Origin of the sequence: Cryobacterium cryoconiti, assembly GCF_004403065.1 — a bacterium.
Taxonomy (GTDB): Bacteria; Actinomycetota; Actinomycetes; order Actinomycetales; family Microbacteriaceae; genus Cryobacterium; species Cryobacterium cryoconiti.
The window spans coordinates 48,588-72,840 of the sequence record NZ_SOHA01000020.1; the positions used below are offsets into that span (position 1 = coordinate 48,588).

Here is a 24,253-nt window from a genome sequence, read left to right on the forward strand (position 1 = left end):
ATAGACTGGGAGGCCTGATGCATCAGTCACTTACGGAGCGGTGGAGCCGCGTTTCCCTGCGATCCAAGATCACGGGTGTCACGGTTCTGATGCTGACCCTCGGACTCCTCGTCTCCGGTATCGGCACCATGGCCATGCTTCGCCAGTATGTGATCCAGCAGGTTGACTCCCAGCTTCAGGTCGACGCCCAGTCCGCCTCGAACAGCTACTCGGCGGCGGCCCTCGGTCAGGGCACCACGGCGGTGGTGTCGTCTGATTATTACGTCGCCCTCTACGATGAGCACGGTCATCTCAAGGACCATACGTGGCGTGATCACCCCCGCGACGAGCTCCCGCATGTGACCGGCTCGCTCGACCTGCAAACCGTGATGGAACTCGACGGCCGCACGATGACGCTGGAGGACGCGGCTCATGACACCGAGTTCCTCGCGGTGGCCGTCCCCCTCGTGATCTCCCCGCAGGGAACTCTCGGAACGCTCGTCATGGCTGTCTCGTTGAAACCGACCGAGAACACCATGGCCACCTATCTCACCATTTTCCTGGGGTTCGGCCTCGGCGTCGTGCTCGTCGGGGCCCTGCTCACCCGGCTCCTGGTCACCTCCACCTTCGCTCCGCTGCGCGAGGTTGAGCGCACGGCCGCCGCCATCGCCGACGGCGACTTCAGCCAGCGTCTCGGCGGCGCCACACCCAATACCGAGGTCGGGCGTCTCAACCGGTCCCTGAACACCATGCTGAGTCGCATCGACCGCCTCTTCAAGGACCGCGCCCGCACGATCGATCAGATGCGGCGCTTCGTCGGTGACGCCAGCCACGAGTTGCGCACGCCCCTCGTCTCGGTGCGCGGCTACGCCGAGCTCTACCGGATGGGTGCCCTGCAGTCGCCCGAGGAGATCGCGCAGGCCATGGAGCGCATCGAGAAGGAAGCGATTCGCATGGGCGGGCTGGTCGAAGACCTGCTGGAGCTGGCCCGGCTCGATGAGACGAAGCCGCTCGCCCTCGCGCCGGTCGACCTGATGCCCCTCGCCCGCGATGCGGCGCTCGACGCCATGGCCTCCTCCCCCGGGCGCACCATCACGGTCATCACGCCCATTCCGGCCGAGTTCGAGGACACCGTCGAACGCCCGGCCATCGATCTCGCGCATTCCACGGGCGAGGTTCCCGCGGCGTCCGCCACGGGACCGAAGCCCGCCGAGAAGCCCCCGGAAACGTCCCATCCGACGAACGGCTCCGTCTCCTTCGCCGGCGCCACCCTGGCCCGGCTGCGCACCCGCAAGCCCCGCAAGACGGATGTCCCGGCCCCTGCACCGGAAGCGGCGCCCGTCAGCGAACCGGCCACCGTGCAGGCCGTGGTCATGGCCGAGGAGAATAAGATCCGTCAGGTCATCACGAACCTGATGGGCAACGCGCTGCGGTTCAGCCCGGCCGACAGCCCGGTGGAACTCGAGGTCGCCGTGGACCGCCGCAACCAGCGGGCGTCCATCGCCATCATCGACCACGGCGAGGGCATCCCACCTCAGATCCGCGACAAGATCTTCCAGCGGTTCTGGCGCGCCGACACCTCCCGAGCCCGCGAGACCGGCGGCAGCGGCCTCGGCCTGGCCATCGTCGCCTCGATCGTGGCCAGCCACAACGGCACGGTACAGGTCGTCGACACCCCCGGCGGCGGCGCGACCTTCCGGGTCTGGTTCCCGCTGGCCTGCTCCCCGAGCGCACCCCAGCGCGTCACTCCTGCCACCACCCCGTAGCGTGGGTCGTCACTCCGTGACGATCATCGACGAGCAGGCCCGTTGGCGTTCCTCCCCAGCAGGGTGCGGCACCGTAAGAGCAACGGAGCGGCTCCCTCCCCGGCCCCGGTGCACGCCGGCTCGTAGTCTGATCGGCACACCCTCAGCCGAAAGGACTCCCCATGACCCGCTACCAGGTCGACAGTGAAGCCGTGCTCCACACCACCGCCATGGCCCGTGCGTCGATCGCACGCATCCAGAGTGAAGTAGCCGGGCTGATCACCCAGCTGACCGCTCTGGAAGGGTCATGGACGGGGCAGGCGGCGACCGCGTTCCAGACGGCCGTCACAGACTGGCGGGCCACCCAGCAGCAGGTGGCACAGAGCGCAGAGGCCCTCAACCTGGCCCTGAACCAGGCCGGTCAGCATTACGCGGAGATCGAGCAGGCCAACGCACGCCTCTTCCTGCGCTGACCGCGGCAGAAACGACACAGGGCGCCTCCCGAAGGAGACGCCCTGTGTTGTGAAGCGGTGAAGCGGTGTGGACTTAGAAGTCCATTCCGCCGCCCTGGTCGCCGGCCGGAGCCGGGTTCTTCTCGGGCTTGTCGGCGACAACGGCCTCGGTGGTGAGGAACAGCCCGGCGATCGACGCTGCGTTGAGCAGCGCGGAGCGGGTGACCTTCACCGGGTCATTGATTCCGGCGGCGAGCATGTCGACGTACTCACCGGTCGCGGCGTTGAGGCCCCAACCGATCGGCAGGTTGCGCACCTTGTCGGCGACAACGCCCGGCTCCATGCCGGCGTTGAGGGCGATCTGCTTGAGCGGAGCGTCGATGGCAACCTTGACGATGTTCGCGCCCGTTGCCTCGTCGCCGACCAGTTCGAGCTTCTCGAACGCGGTCTTGCCGGCCTGGATCAGTGCAACGCCACCACCGGCGACGATGCCCTCTTCGACGGCAGCCTTCGCGTTACGGACGGCGTCCTCGATACGGTGCTTGCGCTCCTTGAGTTCAACCTCCGTCGCGGCGCCGGCCTTGATGACGGCAACGCCGCCGGCGAGCTTGGCGAGACGCTCCTGGAGCTTCTCGCGGTCGTAGTCGCTGTCGGTGTTCTCGATCTCGCTGCGGATCTGCTGAACACGTCCGGCGATCGCCTCGGGGTCGCCGGCACCTTCGACGATGGTGGTCTCGTCCTTGGTGATGACGATCTTGCGGGCGTTGCCGAGAAGGTCGAGCGTGACGTTCTCGAGCTTGAGGCCGACCTCTTCGCTGATGACCTGTCCACCGGTGAGGATGGCGATGTCCTGCAGCTGCGCCTTGCGACGGTCACCGAAGCCGGGAGCCTTGACGGCGACCGACTTGAAGATTCCGCGGATCTTGTTCACGACGAGCGTGGCCAGGGCCTCGCCGTCGACGTCCTCGGCGATGATGAGGAGCTGCTTGCCGGTCTGGATGACCTTGTCCACAATGGGGAGCAGGTCCTTGATGTTGGAGACCTTGGAGTTGACGATCAGGATGTAGGGGTCTTCGAAGACCGCTTCCTGACGGTCGGGGTCGGTCACGAAGTACGCCGACAGGAATCCCTTGTCGAAGCGCATGCCCTCGGTGAGCTCCAGCTCGGTGCCGAGAGTGTTCGACTCCTCGACGGTGACGACACCCTCCTTGCCGACCTTGTCGATGGCTTCGGCGATGATGGCGCCGATTTCGGCGTCTCCGGCGGAGATGGACGCGGTGGCCGCGATCTCTTCCTTGGTCTCGACCTCTTTGGCATTGGCGATGAGCTCGGCGATCACGGCAGCCGTGGCCTTCTCGATGCCGCGCTTGAGGCTGATGGGGTCTGCGCCGGCCGCGACGTTGCGCAGGCCTTCGCGGACGAGTGCCTGAGCCAGGACGGTGGCGGTGGTGGTTCCGTCGCCCGCGACGTCATCGGTCTTCTTGGCGACCTCTTTGACGAGCTCGGCACCGATCTTCTCGTACGGGTCGTCGAGCTCGATCTCCTTGGCGATGGACACGCCGTCGTTGGTGATCGTGGGGGCGCCCCACTTCTTCTCCAGCACCACGTTACGTCCGCGCGGGCCGAGGGTGACCTTGACAGTGTCAGCGAGGATGTTCAGGCCACGCTCAAGGCCGCGACGGGCCTCTTCGTTGAAAGCAATGATCTTTGCCATATGTGTTTCTCGTCCCTCCCGGACGTTACCAAAACGGTGATGGGTTGGCACTCAAACAGAGAGAGTGCCAAATCGATTCTGGCACTCTGGGGTCGAGAGTGCAAGTGAACGACAGGGGCTACGGCACGAGCACGACCGAGCCGCGGTCCGCGGGGACCAGCTCGATCCAGGTGTTGCCGGCGGCGAGTCGAACCGCCACCCCGAAGTCATCGACCAGACGGATGGGCGCAGTCTGGTCGGCCTTGGACCAGACCGCGTGCAGGGACTTGCCGCCGGACGCAACCCAGGCCTCGCCCGATCCGATCATGGTCGTCTGGGGAACGTCGGGGAAGCGGTCGTCAATGGCGACACGGAGAACCACCACGTTGGTGGCCCGCAGCTGCGCACCGGTGGAGTCGAGGTCGGGGGCACCCTCCTGCGAGCGAAGAAAGGCGGCGCTGGCCGCGTCCCAGGTCCAGCTCGGCCAGCGGGAAGCGGAGAATGTGGAGTCGATCGCCGAGACGGGCACACCGTCGACGGCGGCGGAAGAGCCCTGGGCGGTCGCGGCGTAGGAGAACTGTTGCGGCGGCGGCGGCAGGGTGGAGTTGCGGTCCACCAATTCGGACGCCTGCAGGATGACGTCGTGCGGGGCCTGCCTCTCGTCCGCGCGGGCGAAGAGGCCGGTGTCATCGGTGTCGAAGGCCGCGTTGACCACTTCGGTCGCCTCCATCATGTCGATGAACTGCTGCTGCCCGCCCGAGTAGGCGATGATTCCGCCGAAGGGCGCGACGATGTCGGGGTCCATCGGTCGGATCGAGCGCACGGGGCCAACCAATTCGGGAATGTCCGACTGCCAGACGGCGACGTACCGGGTCAGGCCACCCTCGACGAGTTCTTCGAACACGAGGTCGGTGCGTTCCAGAGCGAGCTGCGGCCTGGCCTGTTCATGGTTGTCGATCTTCGCGGCGAGAGCCGGATTCTGCAGGCTGCCGGCAACCACGCTCGTTCCCCGCAGCGGGGCGACGTCCAGGACCGCGGGAGCATCGTAGGAAGAGTCGCTCGGAGCGCTGGCCGACGGTTGTGGCGCATCACCGACCCCGGCGCATGCGGTGAGAAGCAGGACAGAGGACAGCAGTACGGCACCGACACTCCGGAAGGACCGGACTGACGGTGCCGTACGACGTCGCTGCGGATGAGTCACAGTAGTCGCTGTCACGTTTTTCGATGTCACGCACCACACACTAACCCGGCTTCAACACCGCGTCTGTGAACCTGGAGCGCAATCCCGAAATGCTGTTCGAACTGCAACGCCTGACACCGGATGGTGTCGCCGCCGCCTCCCCCCGCTGGGTCAGACCGGACGAACCGATTCTGCCTGGGGCCCCTTCGCCCCGGTACCCAGTTCGAAGATGACATGCTGTCCTTCTTCGAGAACCTTGTAGCCGTGCATATCGATGGCCGAGTAATGCACGAAGACGTCCTGGCCACCTCCATCGACAGTGATGAAGCCGAAACCCTTTTCAGCGTTGAACCATTTGACGGTTCCGTTCGCCATGTGTAACTCCCTGTTGCTTTGAATTCGTCGACACGCGCCCGCTGGCCGTACCGGGCCTGGCGCAGTTACTGCGTCCATTACGCCCGACCAGTGGAATACGCCTCTTACGAGAACGTCAGGACGGGCGAATGAGCGACCAATGTCAAACCTACGGAAGCTGCGAGAGAACAACAGGGGGTTGACGTGCAGGCCCCGGACGTATAGGTGAGGCTTATTCGGCGGGCTCGTAGTCGTTGCCGACGACGACCGTCAAAGAGGCCGCGGAATCGGCGAAGTCGCTGGAGAGCAACACATCTGATCCGGGAAGAGAGGCGGCGACGCCGCGAGCCGCGCCTTCCAGTGTCTCGTCGGCGTAGTAGACGATCGTGGTCGGTACGTCTTCCGTGCTCGCATTGTCGAGTTCGCCGAGCGTCCAGCCTTCGGTCTCGAGGAGGTCACCCACTGCCCGAGCGACGCCGTCACCCGCCGTTCCGTTCAGCACGGTCACGGTCAGGCTGGGGTCCACCGTTGCGGCAGGAGCAGGAGCAGGCGCGGGGGCTTCTGCGGGGCTGGCCGGGTCACTGGTCTCGGCGGTGCTCGCCGCGGTGGTCGCGCCCGGGAGCTCGAAGTCAAGGTTGTTGTTCAGCATGGCCAGCCCGAAGACTCCGGCACCGACCAGCACCACGGTGGCTCCGAGTGCCCACCAGAAACCGATCCAGCCGCGTCCCTTCTTACCGGGGGCGCGGTGAGCGCCCACCCGGGCCAGGTCATGCGGGAGGTGGTCGAAGCGGTCTTTCTCGTAGGAAGTCGGCATCGTCAGGCTGTGTCAATCCTCTTGGAGCTGGATCTCAATGGAGGCAGCATGCTGGTCAGGGTGTCAATCGGCGGGGCGCAGCGACCGGTCGGCCCGTGCGTTCGACCGGGCTTCACGCATCCGTTGCAAGCGTTTCACCAGCATCGGGTCGTAGGCCAGCGCGAGCGGAGAATCGATCACAACTCCCAGCAACTGATAATACCGGGCGGCCGAGAGGCCGAACTCGGCCCGGATCGCCTGCTCCTTCGCGCCCGCGTGCTTCCACCATCGGCGTTCGAAAGCCAGGATCGACTGTTCGTGGGCGGCCAGCGCGGCCGGCGCTGACGGGTCAGGAGTCGGATCAGGAACGGATACCCCGTCCATCTGCCACCTCCCTTGTCTCCGCCAGTCTATTTGCCCGGGCCTCCGCACTCGCTGAGTCCGCGGTACGCGCGGTTCGCTCGCTGTGCGGCGGTGCGCTTCCGGATCGAGGAATACTGGCGCGGTGCGGTGAGTTTATTGTTGGTACGTACAGATTTCGGCCGCTCCCCGGCCGTGCAGGAAGGACGGAACATGGACTACGAGGTCGAAAAGTCGGATGCGCAGTGGCGCGCGGAACTGAGCCCCGAGCAGTACGCCGTTCTCCGCGGTGCCGCGACCGAGCGCGCCTGGACCGGTGAGCTGCTCGATGAGGGTCGCTCCGGGATCTACACCTGCGGGGCCTGCAATGCCGAGCTGTTCAAGAGCGGCACGAAGTTCGACTCCGGTTGCGGCTGGCCGAGCTTTTACGAGTCGGTGCGCCCCGAGGCGGTCGAGCTGCTCGAGGACCGCACGCTGGGTGTCGTGCGCACCGAGGTGCGCTGCGCGAATTGCGGCTCGCACCTGGGACATGTCTTCGACGACGGATTCGGCACACCCACCGGCGACCGTTATTGCATGAACTCCATCTCGCTCAACTTCAAGCCGGTCGAGTAAGCGTTGTCTGCGGTCCTCGATGCGGTCGGACGGCGACGGTCCCACTCCAAGGTGACCGCCCAGGCGCCGACCCACGAGGAATTGCTGCCACTGGTGAGCATCGCGGCCCGGGTCGCCGACCACGGAGCCCTGCGTCCCTGGCGACTGATCGAGGTACGCGGTGACGCTCGACTCCGTCTGGGCGAGGCGCTGGTGGAGGCCGCCGGCCTGACCGGGACCGAGGCTGCCAAACTCGCCGCCAAGCCCCTGCGTGCCGAACTTCTCATTGCCATCGTCGTGAGCCGACGCGAGAGCGATTCCGTGGCCGCCTGGGAACAGGATGCCGTTGCAGCCGGTGTCGGACACATGCTCAGCCTCCTCCTGACGGATCAAGGCTGGGGCGTGATGTGGCGCACGGGGCCGCTCACCCGCTCAGAACCCGTGCGTCGTGTTCAGAGGCTCCGCGAATCCGAGGAGCTCCTGGGGTGGCTCTACGTCGGAGGCGTGCCGATCGATTGCCGGCCGGGAGTGCGCCAGACCATCAACCCCTCGGATTATCTCAGCGAGCTCTGACTATCTCAGCGAGCTCTGAGCTCGGCCCGAAGAGACCTGTCCATTACAAACGTCAGGGCCGGCCACGGGACTTGAACCCGTAACCCCCACTTTACAAGAGTGGTGCGCTACCAATTGCGCCAGGCCGGCATGAGGCGAATGCCGCCTCGACACACCATCCTAAATGACGAAAGTAGCCCGTGGGGCCACTCCCCGGCAGGGATCAACCCGCCGGTGCCGGTTCTGGAGTCGGCGTCGAGGTGGAGTAGGTCTCCCCGGCCGCCTGCAATACGAAGGCAGCGAATTCCTTGGGGTCGTCGAGGGCGCCGACGTACTGCTTGCCGTTGACAAGAACGGTGGGCGTTCCCGTGATGGCCTCGACCTCCGTGTTCGGAAGCGGTCCGGAAACGGCACGGTCGGTGGAGGCGATCACCCAGGACTTGAAGGTCGTGTCGTCAATGCACTCATTGATCTTCGGCACCGCCGAACTCACGCCCGCCTTCTTCACCAGGCCCTTGATGGCCGCATCGTCGTGCCCGACGGTTCCCTCCTCCGGCTGCTCTTCGAAGAGGATGGCGTTGAAGGCGTAGAAGTCCTTGGGGGCGTAGTTCGCGACGCAGGCCGCGGCGTTCGCGGCCCGCAGCGAATACTTGGATCCGGACGACTTGTGGGTCAGGATCGACACCGGGTGGATCTCCACGGTCGCCGCGCCCGATGTGACCCACTGGCTGATCTGCTCGCTGTTCGCGGTCTCGAACTGGCTGCAGAACGGGCACAGGTAATCGGAGTAGATGCGAATGTCGGCAACGGTGCCGGTAGCGTCCGGTTCAGACGGGATCGGCTTGGCGTCGGGTTGAAGCGCTGTGGTGACGACCGGCGTCATCCCCTCGCCGATCAGCACGCCGTCACTGGCCATATTCGCCGGCCCCGGGCCTACCGGGGGAATCGAATTGATGATGACCAGGGCGATCACGGCGACGACGGCCACACCGGCCGCTGCGATCCCGCCCCGAAGGACGACCCGGTTACGGCGGTCCTTCTTCTTCTGCTCTTCGCGGATCCGTTTGGCTTTGGTGCGTACGGCGTCGCGTCGATGATTCTTAGTGGGACGGCCATCGCCCGATCCGCCAATAGTCATGAATGCTCGCTCCGAAATAGGTATGTGCAGAGGCAAGCCTTTTGCGAATGCCTCCCAAATAGTAGGTCCCCTTTCTGGGAAACGTCCAGACGAGCCCGGCCGGCGCACCGGAGACAGCGTTTCTCGCAGACGGGCTGTTCCCCCGACATGACATACTGAGGGAGTTGACCCGCAGCACATGACGCGCTACGGGCGTAGTAACCCATCACAACGGATCGTCCGGCACGTACCTGCCGGTGAAGGAGAAAACAACCATGGCTTCAGTCACGTTCGACAAGGCGACCCGCCTCTACCCGGGTTCCGCCATTCCCGCCGTTGACAAGCTCGACCTGTCGGTTGCCGACGGCGAGTTCCTCGTGCTGGTCGGCCCGTCGGGCTGCGGCAAGTCCACGTCCCTGCGCATGCTCGCCGGTCTCGAAGAGGTCAACGACGGCAACATCTTCATCGGTGAGCGCAACGTGACGGATGTCCCGCCGAAAGACCGCGACATCGCCATGGTCTTCCAGAACTACGCGCTCTATCCCCACATGACCGTTGCGGAGAACATGGGCTTCGCGCTCAAGATCGCCGGCGTCAACAAGGACGAGCGCGCCACCCGCGTTCTCGAGGCAGCCAAGCTGCTCGACCTCGAGCCCTACCTCAGCCGCAAGCCGAAGGCGCTCTCCGGTGGTCAGCGTCAGCGCGTCGCCATGGGACGTGCCATCGTGCGTCAGCCCCAGGTGTTCCTCATGGACGAGCCGCTGTCGAACCTTGACGCCAAGCTCCGCGTGCAGACCCGCACCCAGATCGCCTCGTTGCAGCGCCGCCTCGGCGTCACCACGGTCTACGTGACTCACGACCAGACCGAAGCGCTCACCATGGGCGACCGGATCGCGGTGCTCAAGGACGGCGTGCTGCAGCAGGTCGGCACCCCGCGCGACCTGTACTCGAAGCCGAACAACGTCTTCGTTGCCGGATTCATCGGCAGCCCGGCCATGAACCTCTTCCTGGCCGACACCGTCGACGGTGGCATCAAGTTCGGCACGGCAACGATCCCCGTTCCCCGTGATACCCTGGCCGGCTCCACCGGCCCCAAGGTCACGATCGGCGTGCGCCCGGAGGACATCCACCTGTCCACCACGCACGGAGAGGGCCTCGAAGTTGCCGTCGACCTCGTCGAGGAGCTCGGCGCCGACGGTTACCTCTACGGCCACTCCACGGTCGAAGGAAAGCGCACCGACATCGTCGCTCGCGTCGACGGCCGTTCACACCCGTCCGCCGGCGACACCGTCTACCTGACCCCGACGCCGCACCACATGCACGTCTTCGACGCCGAGACCGGCCTCCGCCTCGGTGGAGCAGTCGCCGACTAGTCTGCGACCCAGTCGAACGGCCGGATGGAGCTTGCTCCGTCCGGCCGTTTTGTCGTTCCCCGGGCCGGGAGTCCACCGGTAAACTCAAATCATGAGCGGTTCTCTCAACATCACGTCGGCCACGGCCGACCCAGCCCTGCTTGACCTTCCCTGGCACCTCCCGCTCGACGCCTGGCCTAACGAGAACATCGCGGCCCTGCCCAAGGGAATCTCGCGCCACCTGGTGCGCTTCGCACATTTGAGCGGTCGTGTCGTCGCCATCAAGGAGACCACCAGCGAGATGGCCAAGCGCGAGTATGAAATGCTCCGCACCCTCCAGGGCCTCGAAATCCCCTGCGTCGAACCTCTCGCCGTCATCACCAACCGCACCAACGACGACGCCGAGCCGTTGAACTCCGTGCTGGTCACCCGGCACCTCAAGTTCTCGCTGCCCTATCGCGCCCTGTACTCGCAAACACTCCGCCCGGACACTGCCACCCGCCTGGTCGACGCCCTCGCCCTGTTACTCGTGCGCGTGCACATGGCGGGCCTGTTCTGGGGAGATGTCTCGCTCTCCAATACGCTCTTCCGCCGCGACGCCGGCGCCTTCGCCGCATACCTGGTCGACGCAGAGACCGGGCAGCTCTACCCGGGCGGCCTGTCCAACGGCCAGCGCGAGAATGACCTGGAGATCGCACGCGTCAACATCGCCGGCGAACTGATGGACCTCGAAGCCGGCGGACGGGCGGCTGACGAACTCGATCCCATCCGGGTCAGCAACGGAATCGTCGCCGCCTACCGTCTGCTCTGGAAGGAGCTGACCGGTTCGGAGTCGTTCTCCAGTTCCGAGCGCTGGCGCATCACGGAACGCGTGGAACGCCTGAACGACCTCGGTTTCGACATCGAGGAACTCGCCATCAAGACCGACAACACGGGCACGACAGTGCGGATCCAGCCGAAGGTCGTCGACGCCGGCCACCACCAGCGCCGGCTACTGCGCCTCACGGGGCTCGACGCCGAGGAGAACCAGGCCCGGCGGCTGCTCAACGACCTCGACTCCTACCGGGTCTCGTATGGTGACCCGGAGGCCGACGAGGAGATGCTGGCGCACGAATGGCTGGTGCGCGTCTTCGAACCCGTGATCCGGGCCATCCCCCGCGACCTCAAGGGCAAGCTCGAACCGGCGGAGATCTTCCACCAGCTGCTCGACCACCGCTGGTTCATGGCCCAGAACCAGTCCCGGGACATCCCGCTGGCCGAGGCAGTGACCTCCTACGTCAAGGATGTTCTGCGGCACCGCCGCGACGAGGCCACCGTGATCGAGCCGGTCACCGGTGAGATCACCATTCCGATCGACGTGACCGACGATGACACCGCTGCCCTGGCGGACGCGGCCGAGTCGGCCGCCGACGATGAGGCCGACTGGCGCCTCAAAGTCTAGTCACCGGCCACTCTCGCCCCCGCGAGATGCGGAAAAAGCACCCCCACTTCGAAAACGAGGGTGCTTTTTCCGCATCTCGCGGGATGAGGGTTCGCTAGGAGGCGGAGGTTGCCGCCGCAGTTGCTGCCGCTGCCGCCTTTGCGAGTTTCGCGGCCTTGGCGGCCGCACGCAGGCGGGAAACCTCGTACAGGGTCACGCCGGCTGCGATCCCGGCGTTCAGCGATTCGGTCGAGGCGCTGATCGGGATCGACACGATCGCATCGCAGGTCTCGGTGACGAGGCGGGACAGGCCCTTGCCCTCGCTGCCGACGACGATCACGATCGGACGCTCGGCGAAACCGATTCCGAGCTCGGGTAGCTGGGTGTCACCGTCGCCGGCGAGGCCGATCACGAGCACGCCGCGTTCCTTGAGCGCCTTGAGCGACTGGGTCAGGTTGGTGGCCATCGCGACGGGCAGGCGGGCTGCGGCGCCCGCCGAGGTCTTCCACGCCGACGCGGTCACACCGACGGAGCGACGCTGCGGCACGATCACGCCGTGACCGCCGAAAGCGGCCGTCGAACGGATGATGGCACCGAGGTTGCGCGGGTCGGTGATGCCGTCGAGGGCGACGAAGAGCGGCTTGTGGCCGCGGCTGATCGTCAGTTCCAGGAGCTCGAGGGGCTCGGCGTACTCGTAGGCCGGCACCTTGAGCGCGAGGCCCTGGTGCACCGAGTCCCGGCCGGCCAGACGGTCGAGTTCCGGACGCATGACCTCGAGCACCGGGATGCCGCGGGTCGTCGCGAGGGTGAGGACTTCCTTCACCCGAACGTCCATTTCAATCCGCGTTGCCATGTACAGGGCGGTGGCGGGGATCTTCGCCCGCAACGCTTCCAGCACGGAGTTGCGTCCGGTCACGACCTCATGCTCGTCGATCTGCTTCGCGCGCCGGGTGGAGGCGCCGCCGCCGCCGGTGTTGCCGGTGGTCGCGCTGCGCGGCGCGCTCTTGGGTCCCGCGGAGCTGCGGCTGCGGCCGCCGCCGGCCGCGACGAAGCGGTCGGCAGCCAGCTTGCGCTTGCCGGCCGGGTGGTACGGACGGTCTTCGGCCTTGGGAGTGGGCTTCTTGCCCTCGAGCGCCTGGCGTCCCTGGCCGCCGGAACCGACCTGCGGTCCCCGGCTGCCCTTGCGCACGGCCCCGGTGCGGGACTTGCGGTCTGTGTTCTTCATCAGTCAAAACTCCAATGGGCACCCGAGGGGGTGTCTTCGATGGTAATTCCGGCGGCGACGAGCTCGTCCCGGATACGGTCTGCGGCCGCATAGTCGCGGCCCTGCCTTGCGGTTTCGCGGTCGTCGAGCAGTCGCTCGACGAGGGCGGTCAGTGCGATCATCGCCGGTTCGTCCGTCGACACGGCCCACCCGGGCGACAGAGGGTTGATCCCGAGGACCTCGCTCATGGCGAGCACATGTCCACGGGCGGCGGCCGCGGCGTGCAGGTCTTCGGCGTCCAACGCCGCGTTGCCGGTCCGCACGGTTTCGTGCAGCACGGCCAGGGCCTGAGGAACGGCCAGGTCGTCGTCCATGGCGGTCGCGAATTCGTCCGGGACGATTTCCACTCCGGATCCGGCGAACCGGGTGTCGGCCAGGCGGCGATCGGCGCGGTCGAGGAAACTCTCGATGCGCTCGAGGGCCGCTTCGGCCTCCACGAGGGCACCTTCGTGGTAATCGATGGTGGAGCGGTAATGGGCCGCGCCCAGGTAGTAGCGAACCACGATGGAACGAGCCTGGTCGAGCAGTTCCGCCGCGAACACGGAGTTGCCGAGCGATTTGGACATCTTCTGCCCGTTCACGTTCACGAGCCCGTTATGCACCCAGTAGTTCGCGAAACCATCGCCGGCAGCGGCGGACTGGGCCAGCTCATTCTCGTGGTGCGGGAAGCGAAGATCGAGCCCGCCGCCGTGGATGTCGAACCGTTCGCCGAGGTAGCGCGATGCCATGGCCGAGCATTCCACGTGCCAGCCGGGCCGGCCGGGTCCCCACGGGGACGCCCAGGAGGCCGACTCCGGCTCGTCGGCCTTGCGTCCCTTCCACAGAGCGAAGTCGCGCGGGTCCTTCTTGCCGCGCGGGTCGGCATCCACGGCCGCCTCCATATCGCCGCGACGCTGACGGGTCAGGTCGCCGTAGTCGGGCCAGCTCGCCGTGTCGAAATAGACGTCGCTGGAGTCGTCGTCGGCCGGGTAGGCGTGACCGCGCTCGATCAGGCGGCCGATGAGGTCCTGCATCTGCTGGATGCTGGCGGTGGCCCGGGGTTCGTAGCTGGGGGCCAGGATGCCGAGCTTCTGGTAGCCGGCGGTGAACTCCAGCTCGTACCGGTAGGCCAGGGCCCACCATTCCTCAGTGCCGCGGGCGGCGTGGGCGAGGATCTTGTCGTCGATGTCGGTGACGTTGCGCACGAAGGTGACGTCGAGACCACGGTAGGTGAGCCACCGACGCAACTGGTCGTAGACGAGCGCGCTGCGCAGGTGGCCGATGTGGGGCGAGGACTGCACGGTGGGTCCGCAGACGTAGATGCCCACCGCGCCGGGCGTGAGGGGAATGAAGTCGCGGAGGGCCTGGGCCCGGGAATCGTAGAGTCGCATGGTCACGCTTCCCAGCTTAGGTCAGGGTCTGCCGGCTGCCTGGGGAAAATGAGCGCTGTCGCGAGGGCAGCGATGCCCTCGCCGCGCCCGGTGAGGCCCAGGGCATCCGTCGTGGTCGCGGACACGTTGACCGGCGCCTTCAGCAGCCCGCTCAGGAGCGCCTCCGCCTCGGCCCGGCGGGGACTGAGCTTGGGCCGGTTGCCGATGATCTGCACTGCGACGTTACCGACCCGGAAACCGCCGTCAGCCAGGAGGCGCAGTGTCTCCCGCAGGAAAACGTCGCCGTGGGCGCCGTCGAAGCGCGGATCGGAGGTGCCGAAGACGCCGCCGATGTCGCCCAGCCCGGCGGCGGACAGCAGGGCGTCGCAGATGGCGTGCACGACGGCGTCACCGTCGCTGTGCCCGGACAGGCCGCGCTCCCCCGGCCAGTGCAGACCGGCCAGCCACAGTTCCGACTCGTCGTCGAAGGCGTGAACGTCGAGGCCGGTGCCGACCCGCGAGGCGGACGCGGCCGGTTCCCGCGCCCTGAGCAGGGACTCGGCGCGGCGCAGATCCCATGGAGTGGTGATTTTGAACGCCAGCGGGTCTCCGGCGATCACGCTCACGGGGAAGCCGGCGGCCGCGACCACGCCCGCATCGTCTGTCGCCGAGGCGGTGGCGCCCACGATCGCGAATTCGAGCATCTCCCGCGGGAAGCCCTGGGGCGTCTGAACGGCGGACAGCTCGGCACGGTCCACCGTGCCGAGGATCGCGCCGGCACGGGTGACGTTCTTGATCGTGTCGACCAGGGGCAGTCCGGGAACGATCCCGTGCCCGGTGGACCGTACGGAATCGACGACGGCGTCGCAGAGCGCGGCGGGGGTGAGCGCGCGCGCCGCATCGTGCACCAGAACGACGCGCACGCCGGGCTGCAGTGCGGCCAGCCCGCGAATGACGGAGTCCTGCCGGGTCGCACCGCCGGCCACCACGTCGACCGAGGTCCCGCCGCCGGCCCGGGCGGCGATCCGGTGCGCCTCCGCGAGGTGGCTGTTCGGTGCGACGACAATGACCTGGGCCGCGTCGCGCATCCCGAAAACGGCGAGCAGGGAGCGTTCGAGCAGCGTGCGCCCGGCCAGCAAGACGAACGCTTTGGGCTGCGGGTGCCCAAGCCGACTGCCGCTGCCCGCGGCGACGACGATGACCGCAACCTGGGGCACAGGGGAATCAGTCATGTCTGGAGGCTATCTGGTGAGGTCTGCGACAGGAGACGCGGAGTCGGGGCAGGGAGGGAAACGCGAAAGGCGGCACCTCTCGGCACCGCCTTCCAACGAAAGCAATTCTGGATGTTTCAGGAGATGCTCCGGGTCAGGAAGCGAGGACCTCATCGAGAACCGTGGAGGCCTTCTCCTCGTCGGTCTTCTCCGCCAGGGCGAGCTCGGAGATCAGAATCTGACGGGCCTTGGCCAGCATGCGCTTCTCGCCGGCGGACAGGCCGCGGTCCTGATCGCGACGCCACAGGTCGCGAACAACCTCGGACACCTTGATGACGTCACCGGACGCGAGCTTTTCCAGGTTGGCCTTGTACCGGCGCGACCAGTTGGTGGGCTCTTCGGTGAACGGCGCGCGCAGCACCTCGAACACCTTGTCGAGGCCCTCTTTGCCGATCACGTCGCGAACGCCGACCAGGTCGACGTTCTCAGCAGGCACCTCGATGGTGAGGTCGCCCTGAGTAACATTGAGCTTCAGGTACAGTTTTTCTTCACCCTTGATCATCCGCGTCTTCACCTCGGTGATCGTCGCGGCTCCATGGTGGGGATAAACGACAGTTTCGCCAACCTCAAAAAGCATGTGTGTATATCCCTTCAGCAGCGTCTAGGATACCACAGCCGACGGTGGTAAGGTTCGCCGCGCCTTCAGGCGCGCCGTGGGCCCCGGTGGAAGCCAGTAGGCTGGGGCGAAAGCTAAATTTGCGGCGTTTGGCCATCGGGCAAAACGGTGAACTGTTGTGGAGGCCTTGTGAGAGCTCGAACCATCGTGTCCGTCGTCGTGGCGGCCGGCATCCTGTTGGGAACCAGCGGCTGCAACCTTTTTGCACCACAGTCGACGACCGCCAAGTATGACGCGAGCGACGGAGTGAGCGGCGATGTCGGCGATCTCGCCATCCGCAACGCCATCCTGCTGTCCGAGGACGGCGACGTCGCCAATCTTCTGGTCACCGTCGTCAACTCGTCCGACTCGGCGCAGAGCCTGAACGTGCAGTACGACGACGGGTCCGACAAGGTCACCCAGGAGGTGAACGTGGATGCGAATTCCAGCGTCACCCTCGGCACCGAGGACGCGCCCACGGTCACGGTCACGGCCGACCTGGAGCTCGGTTCTCTGTTCCCGGTGTTCTTCCAGTACGGCAGCGAGACCGGCGTCGAGGTACTCGTACCGGTCCTCGACGGCACTCTCGACGAGTACTCGACGCTGCTGCCGACGCCCGCCCCGTAAGGGCGGGCGCGGTCGGCGCTCTCAGGCGTCGAAGCGGTAGCCGAGACCGCGCACGGTGACCAGCATCGTCGGGTTCGACGGGGTGGCCTCGATGCGAGAGCGGATCCGTTTGATGTGCACGTCCAGAGTCTTGGTGTCACCGAAATAGTCGGTGCCCCAGACCCGGTCGATCAGCTGGCCGCGGGTGAGCACCCGGCCCGCGTTGCGCAGCAGGAATTCGAGCAGTTCGAATTCCTTGAGCGGTAGGTTGACGATGTCGCCGGACACCGTGACGGTGTGCCGCTCGGTGTCCATGCGCACGGTTCCGGCCGCCAGGATACTGAGGTCCTCTCCGGCCTCGTCGACGCGCCGCCGGGACACGGCACGGATGCGCGCCAGCAGTTCCCGGGTCGAGTAGGGCTTGGTCACGTAGTCGTCGGCGCCGAGTTCGAGTCCGACGACGATGTCCACCTCGGAGTCCTTGGCGGTCAGCATGATGATCGGCACCATGGACCGCGTGCGAATCTCCCGGCAGACCTCCGTGCCCGGAATGCCGGGCAACATCAGGTCGAGCAGGATGAGGTCGGCGCCGGTGCGGTCGAACTCGGTGATGGCGCTCGGGCCGTCTTCGGCCACCGTGACCTCGTAGCCTTCACGTTCGAGCAGGAAGCTCAGCGGTTCGCTGAGCGCGCTCTCGTCTTCGACCAGCAGGATGTGGGTCACAGGGTGTCTCCTATCGCCGCCGGAGCGGTGTGCGGTGCCTCAGGGAGGCGGATGGTGAACGTCGATCCGCTGCCGGGCTGGGACCAGACCCGGATGTCTCCCCCGTGGATCAGAACGATGTGTTTGACGATCGACAGGCCGAGGCCCGTGCCGCCGGTGTGCCGCGAGCGAGCCTGGTCGACGCGGAAGAATCGCTCGAAGATCCGATCGAGGTCGGTTTCCTCGATGCCCACACCCTGGTCCGTGACGCTGATCTCGACGACGCCGTCGTGGCGGCGCACACCCACGCCGACCCGTCCGCCCTCGGCGGAGTAGTTCACGGCGTTGGACACCAGATTGTGCACGGCCATCACGAGCAGGCGCTCGTCGCCGGCAACCTCGGCGCCGGACTTCTTGCCGACGGCAATGGTGATGTGGGCAGCGTCGGCCGGGACCCGGTTCTGGTCGGCCGCGGCCGCCACGATGGCATCGACATTGAGGATCTCGGGTTCGGTCAGGGAATCCTGCGCCTGCAGCCGCGACAGTTCGATGATCTCCTGGGTCAGCCGGGTGAGCCGGCCCGACTCGGTGGTGAGGCGGTTCGCGAAGCGGCGCACCTGGGCCGGTTCGTCCGCCGCCTGATCGAGGGCTTCGGCCAGTAACCCGACCGCGGCAATGGGTGTCTTCAGCTCGTGGCTGATGTTGGCGACGAAGTCCCGGCGTACCTCATCGAGGCGGAACGCCTCGGTGCGATCCTCTGCCAGCAGCAGCACATACCGGGTGCCCAGCCGCGCCAACCGAACCCGTACTCGCATGCTGGCATCGCCGAAGGGGCCGCGGGAGAGAACCAGGTTCTCCGAGATCGGTTCCCCGGTGCGGCGCACCCGGGCGATCAGGTCGAGCAACTCGGTGTGCACCAGTTGACGGTTCCAGACCAGGCCCATCGACACCGCGGCCTGGGACGTCTTGATCACGTTGTTCGACGGGTCGACCACGGCACCGGCGGTCTCGAGCGCGTCGAGCACCTGATCGATGCCGTCGGGGACCGCCGGGTTCACGACCTCGGCCGCCCGTCGCCCGTGGCGCTCGGCCACATGCAGGAGAGTCATGAATCCGGCGCCGACGGACAGGCCCAGTGCCAGCGCCAGCAGCACAAGCCCTGTCGATTCCATTTATCCAGATTACTGACACTTATCGGGGACAGGTGACCCAGCGGCACAAGCGCGCGGACTACTTTAGGTAGAGTTCAAGACCACGGCACCTGCCGTTAACCTCGCTCCCCCATGATTACCCGGGGCCCAGCTGGGTCTCACGTGTCTGCGCGTTACGCGCGCCCAGGAAGGACCACACACCATGCGTGAAGTATTCCAACAGGAACTCGCTGAAGTGCAGGATCGCCTCGTCGAGATCTCGCGCCTCGTGGCGATTTCCATCGACAAGGCGACGCGCGCCTTCAACGAGTCCGACGTCGGCCTCGCCGAGGAAGCGATCACCGAAGACGAGAAGATCGACGAGCTGACCCTCGAACTCGACGAACTGGCCATCACGATCCTCGCCCGCCAGCAGCCGGTGGCCCGCGACCTCCGGATCGTCGTCAGCGCCCTGCGCATCAGCGCATCGCTCGAGCGGATGGGTGATCTGTCCACCCACATCGCCCAACTCGCCCGCTACCGGTTCCCGGACAAGGTCGTGCCCAAGAGCCTGCGCGGCACATTCGCGGAGATGGGCTCGCTCGTCACGGCGATCGCGAAGATGCTCACCGAGCTCCTCACGAACGAGGACATGCTGCTGGCCGAGACCATTCGCAACGAAGACGACAAGGTCGACGCACTGCACCTGAGCGTCTTCGACGCCGTCCTCGGCGAGACCTGGAAGGGTCAGGCGATCGACACGGTCGACTCCACCCTCGCCAGCCGCTACCACGAGCGCTTCGCCGACCACGCGGTCTCCATCGCCAAGAAGGTGCAGTACCTCGGCACCGGCGCCTGGCAGCAGAACTCGAACGCCTAGGACCAGGCGTCCAGCTCGGCAACGAACGAGAAAGCCCCGGAAGCAGTTGCTTCCGGGGCTTTCTCGTTCGTGTGGGTGGGAGCGGCTGCTCTACTTCTTGTTGCCCTGGGCCGCGACGGCGGCGGCGCCGGCGGCGGCGGCCTCCGGGTCCAGGTAGCGGCCGGGGCCGAGCGGCATCATGTCTTCGCCGAGGCGGTAGACCAGCGGAATGCCGGTGGGGATGTTCAGCTCGGCGATGTCGGCGTCGCTGATGCCGTCGAGGTGCTTGACCAGGGCACGCAGCGAGTTGCCGTGGGCGGTGACGAGCACGGTCTTGCCCGCCCGCAGGTCAGGCGTGATGTCCGATTCCCAGTAGGGCAGCATCCGGTCGACGACGTCGCTCAGGCACTCGGTGCGGGGCAGGTCCTCGCCCAGGTTCGCGTAACGCACGTCGTGCGCCTGGGACCAGGGAGAATCGTCGGCCAGAACGGGCGGCGGCACGTCGAACGAGCGACGCCACAGCTGGAACTGCTCCGGACCGAACTTGGCGAGGGTCTCCGCCTTGTCGAGGCCCTGCAGGGCGCCGTAGTGACGCTCGTTGAGGCGCCAGGAACGCTTGACGTCGATCCACAGCCGGTCGGCCTCCTCGAGCGCGATGTTCGCGGTCTGGATGGCGCGGGTAAGTAATGAGGTGTGCAGGATGTCGGGCAGCAGGCCCGACTCGGCGAGGAGCTCGCCGGCGCGCTTGGCTTCGCCCGCGCCCTGCTCGCTCAGCCTGACATCCACCCAACCGGTGAAGAGGTTTTCTTGATTCCATAGGCTTTGGCCGTGACGGAGAAGGATGAGATTGTATGCATCTGACATGCCTTCAACTCTACCGATGTGGTGGCCGCGCCGGTGCTGGACCGGCAGACCGGACCGTGCCTGCGTCCGTGGCCGGTCAGCGGCCCGGTGTGCGGATGCCGAGGCGGGGCAGCCGGGGGATCTCCGCGACGGAGCCGGCCGACTGGGGCACGATGACCTCCTGGGCGGCCGAGACGAGGATGCCCTGGGACGCCACATAGAGGGTGACCGTGGCGGGAACCGTGCGCTTGATCGTGGCAAGCGCGATCGGACCGAGCTCATAGTGGATGGCACTGGACGTGATCAGGCCGATCCCCCGATGCTCGGTGCCGCCGTCCGGCAGCTGCCGCACGGCCTGCACCTCGTCGCCGTGAGCGGGGAGGACCGCGTCGGAGCCGTCCAGGTGCAGCAGCACGAGACGGCGCGGCGGATGCCCCAGATTATGCACCTTCGCCACGGTCTCCTGCCCGCGGTAGCAGCCCTTGGCCAGGTGCACGGCGCTGCGGAGCCAGTCGAGTTCATGCGGCAGGCTCTTCTCGTCGACCTCCCGGGCCCGGCGCGGACGCCACGCAGCGATCCGCAGCGCCTCCAGGGCGAGCAGACCGGACACGGCGACCTCGCCGTCGCGCACGGCGTCGCGCAGGGCCGGCAGCGACGAGCGCGGCACCAGGGTCTCCGTCCAGCGCCAGGCGGCGCCCGGATGCGCCGGCGCATCCGCGTACTGGAATCCGCCGGCGCCGACCTGGTTCCACGGGTCATGCCACACCAGCGGTACGCCGTTGGGCGCGGCGGAGACGCACGGAAGCCCCGACGGGTCACCCATGGAACCGATCACGGCCCAGGACAGGGTGTGGTCGACGACCTGCACGCGCAGGGTGAAACGCATCTTGTCGAGCCAGGCGTGCAGTCCGGGCAGTTGGGCCGCCTCGACGAGCAGCCAGGTCTCGACCCCGTCGTCGATGACCGCCATGGCGTATTCGACGTGACCGTTCGGGTCGAGCAGGAGCGTCTCGGTTGACTCCCCCGGGGCGAGTGTGCGCAATTCCTGGCTGGAAATCGAGTTGAGCCAGGTCAGACGGTCCGGTCCGGCCACACTCAACACGCCGTGATGGGACAGGTCCACGATGGTCCCGCCGGCCAACAGCCGACGCTGCTCGGTGAGGGGGCTGCCGTAGTGCGCGGCCACACCGGCATCGATGCCCTCGGCCTGCACCGCGCCGTCGAGCTCGAGCAGCGGAGAGGAAGCTGACGGGGACGACGGGGATTCGCTGGTCATGAGAACTCTTTCCATCGGGCTGGTGGACGAGGTGCCGTCCGGACGCTCGGCGCCCGCAGGCACCGGATCATTCGACGCGCTTGAGACGGCCGGAGGCGTGCGTGCGCAGGCTTTGGCCGAGGGCTGCGATATCCCAGGCCCAGAGCAGGTGGCCGTCGACCAGCCCGTACAGCCTCGTGGCGGCGGAGTAGGGCTTGGCGCCCTGGGTGCGCATCACGGCATCCGTCGCCAGATCGATGCGGGGGCCCTTGACCTGACCCAGGTAGATTTCGGCGACCCCGCCCGGATGCACGATGGTCACGTCGATGTCGAAGCCGTCGTCGGCGTTGCGCAGGGTCTCGACCGCGGCGGCAGTGATGAACGGATGCGCGCCCTCGGCCGGCAACAGCCCCGGTCCGGGATCACCGGCACCCTGACTGCGACTCAATCGCCAGTACCCGGTCTCGGTCATCAGCGGCGTCTTCTCGTCGCTGCCGCTGCCCGCTTCGGGCTCGAGCCAGGTGTAGGAGCTGTAGTTCAGATGCGGGAGACCGTCGTGGCTGAAGCTCAACCGCTGGCCGAACTCGCGACTGACGGACTCGTCGCCGATCTGATAGTCGAGGACCCCTGACCCCTCCCACACTCCGAGGAGCCACGACAGCGGCACCAGTTCGGACGGGAGCTGAGTGGGGAGCTCAAACATCGATGGTTACCGCTGCCCCCGGAACAACTTGAACAGAACCATGCCGGACACCCAGGCGATCGACAGGCTCGCCAGTGCGAGCAGCCCCAGGAAGAAGATTTCGAGAGCGAGGATTGACATGTCCCTCACTCTAGCCCGCCCGACGGACAGAACCCCTAAACGAGGCCGATCAGGGCGAAAACACCGGTCGCGGCGGCGAGAACGGTCACGGCGCCGACCAGGCTGGCCGTGACCCGGTTGACGTAGCCTTCCTTCTGCCCGGTGGCGAGTTGCACACAGAGCGTGCCGATCGTGCAGCCGGCGAAGGAGAGTCCGATCCAGGTCAGGTGTTGGCCAGGCAGGGACAGCCACCCCGTCAGAACGGCGCATACGAGCGCGAACAGCCACACCACGACGACGCTCTTCCACTGCCAGCTCACCCTCTCATTCTGCACTGCCCGGCACCCTTTCCGCGGCACGCTAGGATTATGCGCACAATCCTTGGAGGGTGCGCGTGGCCCAGTTGTTGATCCTGACCTCGGCGGTCAACAGTGACGTTCTACCCGCCCTTGCCCTGCTGTCCCACGGCACCAGGGTCATCCCGGCGCAGCCGGACCAGCTCGTGACGGCGCCCGACGCCGACCTGATGCTCGTTGACGCTCGCTCGAATCTGATGGCGGCCAAGTCGCTGTGCCAGATCCTGCGCACCACGGGAAGCACTGTTCCCCTCCTCCTGGTGATCACGGAGGGTGGCCTCGCCGCCGTCAGCCCGGATTGGGGGGTCGACGACGTCATCCTCGAGACAGCCGGGCCGGCCGAGGTGGATGCGCGCATCCGTCTCGCCGCCGGGCGTGTGCCCCGCACGGAGGAATCAGCCACCATCCGCGCCGCCGGCGTCATCATCGACGAGGCCAGCTACTCGGCCAAAGTGCACGGTCGGCCGCTGGACCTCACCTACAAGGAATTCGAGCTGCTGCGCTTTTTGACCGCGCACCCCTCGCGGGTCTTCACGCGGGAACAGCTGCTCAGCGAGGTCTGGGGCTACGACTACTTCGGCGGCACCCGAACGGTCGACGTGCACGTGCGCCGCCTGCGGGCCAAGCTCGGCGATCAGGAATCCCTGATCGGCACCGTGCGCAACGTGGGCTATCGCTTCAACGTGGCGGAACAGGACGGAACCCGTGGCATTCATCCGATACGCGCCTGACCTGACGGATGCCGGCTTCGCGGCCGAGTTCCACCGGGTCGCCGCCGCCACTCGCGTCGACGGCTACGCCCCCTTCAACGAGCAGGCCCTGTTCGATGCGGCCGCCGGCCAGCGGACCTCGTTCCTGGTCGAGGATGCGGACACCGTGGTGGGCGCGGGAATCCTCGGCGCCGGTGAACTCGACCTCGTCGTGGACCCGGCCCGGCGCCGACTCGGCCACGGCGGCGCCGCCCTCGCCGCCGTTCTGGCCGACACGTCCGGCGAGCTGAGCCTGTGGTCGCACGGCGACCATCCCGCCGCCCGGGTGCTCGCCGACCGGTTCGGTTTCACGGCCGACCGAACGCTGCTTCAGCTTCGCCTGGATCTGACGGTCCCGGTACGCGCCGGCATCCGCTCCGACACGCCGGCCGACGCCTCGGCCGACGTGCGCGTCGAGGGGTTCCGGCCCGGACAGGACGACGCGGAGTGGGTCGCGCTCAATGCACTCGTCTTCGCCGCTCACCCGGAACAGGGTGCACTCACCGAGAGCGACCTGGCCGACCGCCGGGCCGAACCCTGGTTCCAGGCCGACGATTTCCTGATCGCCCGCGACGCGGGAACCGGCCGCATGGTCGGCTATAACTGGCTGAAGATCGAGGACGACTCACCGGTCGGCGAGATCTACGTCATCGGTGTTCATCCGGATGCCGCCGGCCGGGGCCTCGGCCGCCGGCTCATGCTGGCCGGCCTGCACCGTCTCCGCGAGCGCGGCTGCCGGACCGCGGACCTGTACGTGGAAGCGGACAGCGCCGCCGCGGTGACGCTCTACCGATCGCTCGGTTTCTTGGATCGAACCGTCGATGTGCAGTACCGGCGAGGCGCGCGTTAGACAGTGTTCATCCAAGATCGTCGCGTTCGCG

Annotated in this window: 26 protein-coding genes and 1 tRNA gene; 10 read left to right on the forward strand and 17 right to left on the reverse strand. The window is 66.8% G+C overall.

Annotation, left to right across the window (positions count from 1 at the left end; translation table 11 throughout):
* Positions 1–17 precede the first annotated feature (17 nt).
* The gene (locus E3T49_RS07480; protein ID WP_134424341.1) at positions 18–1,745 is read left to right on the forward strand and encodes a sensor histidine kinase; all 1,728 of its coding nucleotides are present in this window, start codon (positions 18–20) and stop codon (positions 1,743–1,745) included.
* Between the two features lie 161 nt (positions 1,746–1,906).
* Positions 1,907–2,197 (forward strand): WXG100 family type VII secretion target, encoded by a 291-nt coding sequence (locus E3T49_RS07485; RefSeq protein WP_134424342.1) that lies wholly within the window; start codon positions 1,907–1,909, stop codon positions 2,195–2,197.
* Between the two features lie 73 nt (positions 2,198–2,270).
* Here the strand turns inward: E3T49_RS07485 and groL are convergent, their stop codons facing one another.
* From groL to E3T49_RS07510, 5 genes are all read right to left on the reverse strand, one after another.
* Positions 2,271–3,890: a chaperonin GroEL gene (gene groL / locus E3T49_RS07490; protein ID WP_134362228.1), complete on the reverse strand. Its 1,620-nt coding sequence runs from the start codon at positions 3,888–3,890 to the stop codon at positions 2,271–2,273.
* Between the two features lie 118 nt (positions 3,891–4,008).
* On the reverse strand, positions 4,009–4,869 hold the full coding sequence (locus E3T49_RS07495) for a DUF3048 domain-containing protein (protein WP_166785493.1): 861 nt from the start codon (positions 4,867–4,869) through the stop codon (positions 4,009–4,011).
* A 351-nt stretch (positions 4,870–5,220) separates the two neighbouring features.
* A complete protein-coding gene (locus E3T49_RS07500; protein ID WP_134362230.1) occupies positions 5,221–5,424 on the reverse strand; it encodes a cold-shock protein in 204 nt (67 codons plus the stop codon).
* Positions 5,425–5,635: 211 nt separating this feature from the next.
* On the reverse strand, positions 5,636–6,217 hold the full coding sequence (locus tag E3T49_RS07505) for a LytR C-terminal domain-containing protein (RefSeq protein ID WP_134424344.1): 582 nt from the start codon (positions 6,215–6,217) through the stop codon (positions 5,636–5,638).
* 63 nt (positions 6,218–6,280) lie between these two features.
* The gene (locus E3T49_RS07510; protein WP_134424345.1) at positions 6,281–6,580 is read right to left on the reverse strand and encodes a DUF3263 domain-containing protein; all 300 of its coding nucleotides are present in this window, start codon (positions 6,578–6,580) and stop codon (positions 6,281–6,283) included.
* Positions 6,581–6,769: 189 nt separating this feature from the next.
* Here E3T49_RS07510 and msrB point away from each other — a divergent pair, with 189 nt between their 5' ends.
* On the forward strand, positions 6,770–7,171 hold the full coding sequence (gene msrB, locus E3T49_RS07515; RefSeq protein WP_134424346.1) for a peptide-methionine (R)-S-oxide reductase MsrB: 402 nt from the start codon (positions 6,770–6,772) through the stop codon (positions 7,169–7,171).
* 3 nt (positions 7,172–7,174) lie between these two features.
* On the forward strand, positions 7,175–7,723 hold the full coding sequence (locus E3T49_RS07520; RefSeq protein WP_134424347.1) for a nitroreductase family protein: 549 nt from the start codon (positions 7,175–7,177) through the stop codon (positions 7,721–7,723).
* A gap of 56 nt (positions 7,724–7,779) precedes the next feature.
* Here E3T49_RS07520 and E3T49_RS07525 read toward each other — a convergent pair.
* Together E3T49_RS07525 and E3T49_RS07530 are read right to left on the reverse strand one after the other, a co-directional pair.
* Positions 7,780–7,852, reverse strand: a tRNA-Thr gene (locus E3T49_RS07525).
* A 73-nt stretch (positions 7,853–7,925) separates the two neighbouring features.
* A complete protein-coding gene (locus E3T49_RS07530; RefSeq protein ID WP_134424348.1) occupies positions 7,926–8,840 on the reverse strand; it encodes a DsbA family protein in 915 nt (304 codons plus the stop codon).
* Positions 8,841–9,094: 254 nt separating this feature from the next.
* Between E3T49_RS07530 and E3T49_RS07535 the strand changes: the two genes are divergently transcribed.
* Together E3T49_RS07535 and E3T49_RS07540 are read left to right on the forward strand one after the other, a co-directional pair.
* Positions 9,095–10,192: an ABC transporter ATP-binding protein gene (locus E3T49_RS07535; RefSeq protein ID WP_134424349.1), complete on the forward strand. Its 1,098-nt coding sequence runs from the start codon at positions 9,095–9,097 to the stop codon at positions 10,190–10,192.
* Positions 10,193–10,283: 91 nt separating this feature from the next.
* Complete coding sequence (locus E3T49_RS07540) at positions 10,284–11,612, forward strand: DUF4032 domain-containing protein (protein ID WP_134424350.1); 1,329 nt, start codon at positions 10,284–10,286, stop codon at positions 11,610–11,612.
* Between the two features lie 94 nt (positions 11,613–11,706).
* On the opposite strand, the gene rlmB is transcribed toward E3T49_RS07540, so the two are convergent.
* From rlmB to E3T49_RS07560, 4 genes are all read right to left on the reverse strand, one after another.
* On the reverse strand, positions 11,707–12,816 hold the full coding sequence (gene rlmB, locus E3T49_RS07545) for a 23S rRNA (guanosine(2251)-2'-O)-methyltransferase RlmB (protein ID WP_134424351.1): 1,110 nt from the start codon (positions 12,814–12,816) through the stop codon (positions 11,707–11,709).
* Positions 12,816–14,231 carry a cysteine--tRNA ligase gene (cysS, locus tag E3T49_RS07550; RefSeq protein ID WP_134424352.1) on the reverse strand — a complete coding sequence of 472 codons (1,416 nt, stop codon included), beginning with the start codon at positions 14,229–14,231 and terminating at the stop codon, positions 12,816–12,818. Before cysS ends, rlmB begins: the two co-directional genes overlap by 1 nt.
* Entirely contained in the window at positions 14,228–15,436 is a 1,209-nt protein-coding gene (gene ispD / locus E3T49_RS07555; RefSeq protein WP_134424353.1) for a 2-C-methyl-D-erythritol 4-phosphate cytidylyltransferase, read from the reverse strand. Before ispD ends, cysS begins: the two co-directional genes overlap by 4 nt.
* A 133-nt stretch (positions 15,437–15,569) precedes the next feature.
* Positions 15,570–16,052: a CarD family transcriptional regulator gene (locus E3T49_RS07560; protein WP_134362241.1), complete on the reverse strand. Its 483-nt coding sequence runs from the start codon at positions 16,050–16,052 to the stop codon at positions 15,570–15,572.
* A gap of 168 nt (positions 16,053–16,220) precedes the next feature.
* Here E3T49_RS07560 and E3T49_RS07565 point away from each other — a divergent pair, with 168 nt between their 5' ends.
* Positions 16,221–16,697, forward strand: coding sequence for a DNA modification methylase (locus E3T49_RS07565; RefSeq protein WP_134424354.1), 477 nt, complete (start codon positions 16,221–16,223; stop codon positions 16,695–16,697).
* Positions 16,698–16,718: 21 nt separating this feature from the next.
* On the opposite strand, the gene E3T49_RS07570 is transcribed toward E3T49_RS07565, so the two are convergent.
* Both E3T49_RS07570 and E3T49_RS07575 read right to left on the reverse strand, forming a co-directional pair.
* On the reverse strand, positions 16,719–17,399 hold the full coding sequence (locus E3T49_RS07570; RefSeq protein ID WP_134424355.1) for a response regulator transcription factor: 681 nt from the start codon (positions 17,397–17,399) through the stop codon (positions 16,719–16,721).
* A complete protein-coding gene (locus tag E3T49_RS07575; protein ID WP_134424356.1) occupies positions 17,396–18,550 on the reverse strand; it encodes a sensor histidine kinase in 1,155 nt (384 codons plus the stop codon). The genes E3T49_RS07570 and E3T49_RS07575 overlap by 4 nt, the downstream gene beginning before the upstream one ends.
* A gap of 181 nt (positions 18,551–18,731) precedes the next feature.
* Here E3T49_RS07575 and phoU point away from each other — a divergent pair, with 181 nt between their 5' ends.
* Complete coding sequence (gene phoU / locus E3T49_RS07580; RefSeq protein WP_134424357.1) at positions 18,732–19,388, forward strand: phosphate signaling complex protein PhoU; 657 nt, start codon at positions 18,732–18,734, stop codon at positions 19,386–19,388.
* A 90-nt stretch (positions 19,389–19,478) separates the two neighbouring features.
* Here phoU and E3T49_RS07585 read toward each other — a convergent pair whose 3' ends face one another.
* The 4 genes from E3T49_RS07585 to E3T49_RS07600 all read right to left on the reverse strand — a co-directional run bounded on the left by E3T49_RS07585 (position 19,479) and on the right by E3T49_RS07600 (position 22,587).
* On the reverse strand, positions 19,479–20,231 hold the full coding sequence (locus E3T49_RS07585) for a phosphoglyceromutase (protein WP_134424358.1): 753 nt from the start codon (positions 20,229–20,231) through the stop codon (positions 19,479–19,481).
* A gap of 76 nt (positions 20,232–20,307) precedes the next feature.
* The gene (ygfZ, locus tag E3T49_RS07590; RefSeq protein ID WP_134424359.1) at positions 20,308–21,486 is read right to left on the reverse strand and encodes a CAF17-like 4Fe-4S cluster assembly/insertion protein YgfZ; all 1,179 of its coding nucleotides are present in this window, start codon (positions 21,484–21,486) and stop codon (positions 20,308–20,310) included.
* 67 nt (positions 21,487–21,553) lie between these two features.
* Positions 21,554–22,168: a nitrobindin family protein gene (locus E3T49_RS07595; protein ID WP_134424360.1), complete on the reverse strand. Its 615-nt coding sequence runs from the start codon at positions 22,166–22,168 to the stop codon at positions 21,554–21,556.
* A gap of 155 nt (positions 22,169–22,323) precedes the next feature.
* Positions 22,324–22,587 carry a hypothetical protein gene (locus tag E3T49_RS07600; RefSeq protein WP_134424361.1) on the reverse strand — a complete coding sequence of 88 codons (264 nt, stop codon included), beginning with the start codon at positions 22,585–22,587 and terminating at the stop codon, positions 22,324–22,326.
* Positions 22,588–22,661: 74 nt separating this feature from the next.
* Between E3T49_RS07600 and E3T49_RS07605 the strand changes: the two genes are divergently transcribed.
* Both E3T49_RS07605 and mshD read left to right on the forward strand, forming a co-directional pair.
* Positions 22,662–23,354 (forward strand): response regulator transcription factor, encoded by a 693-nt coding sequence (locus E3T49_RS07605; protein WP_134424362.1) that lies wholly within the window; start codon positions 22,662–22,664, stop codon positions 23,352–23,354.
* Positions 23,329–24,222: a mycothiol synthase gene (mshD, locus tag E3T49_RS07610; protein ID WP_134424363.1), complete on the forward strand. Its 894-nt coding sequence runs from the start codon at positions 23,329–23,331 to the stop codon at positions 24,220–24,222. The genes E3T49_RS07605 and mshD overlap by 26 nt, the downstream gene beginning before the upstream one ends.
* Positions 24,223–24,253 lie beyond the last annotated feature (31 nt).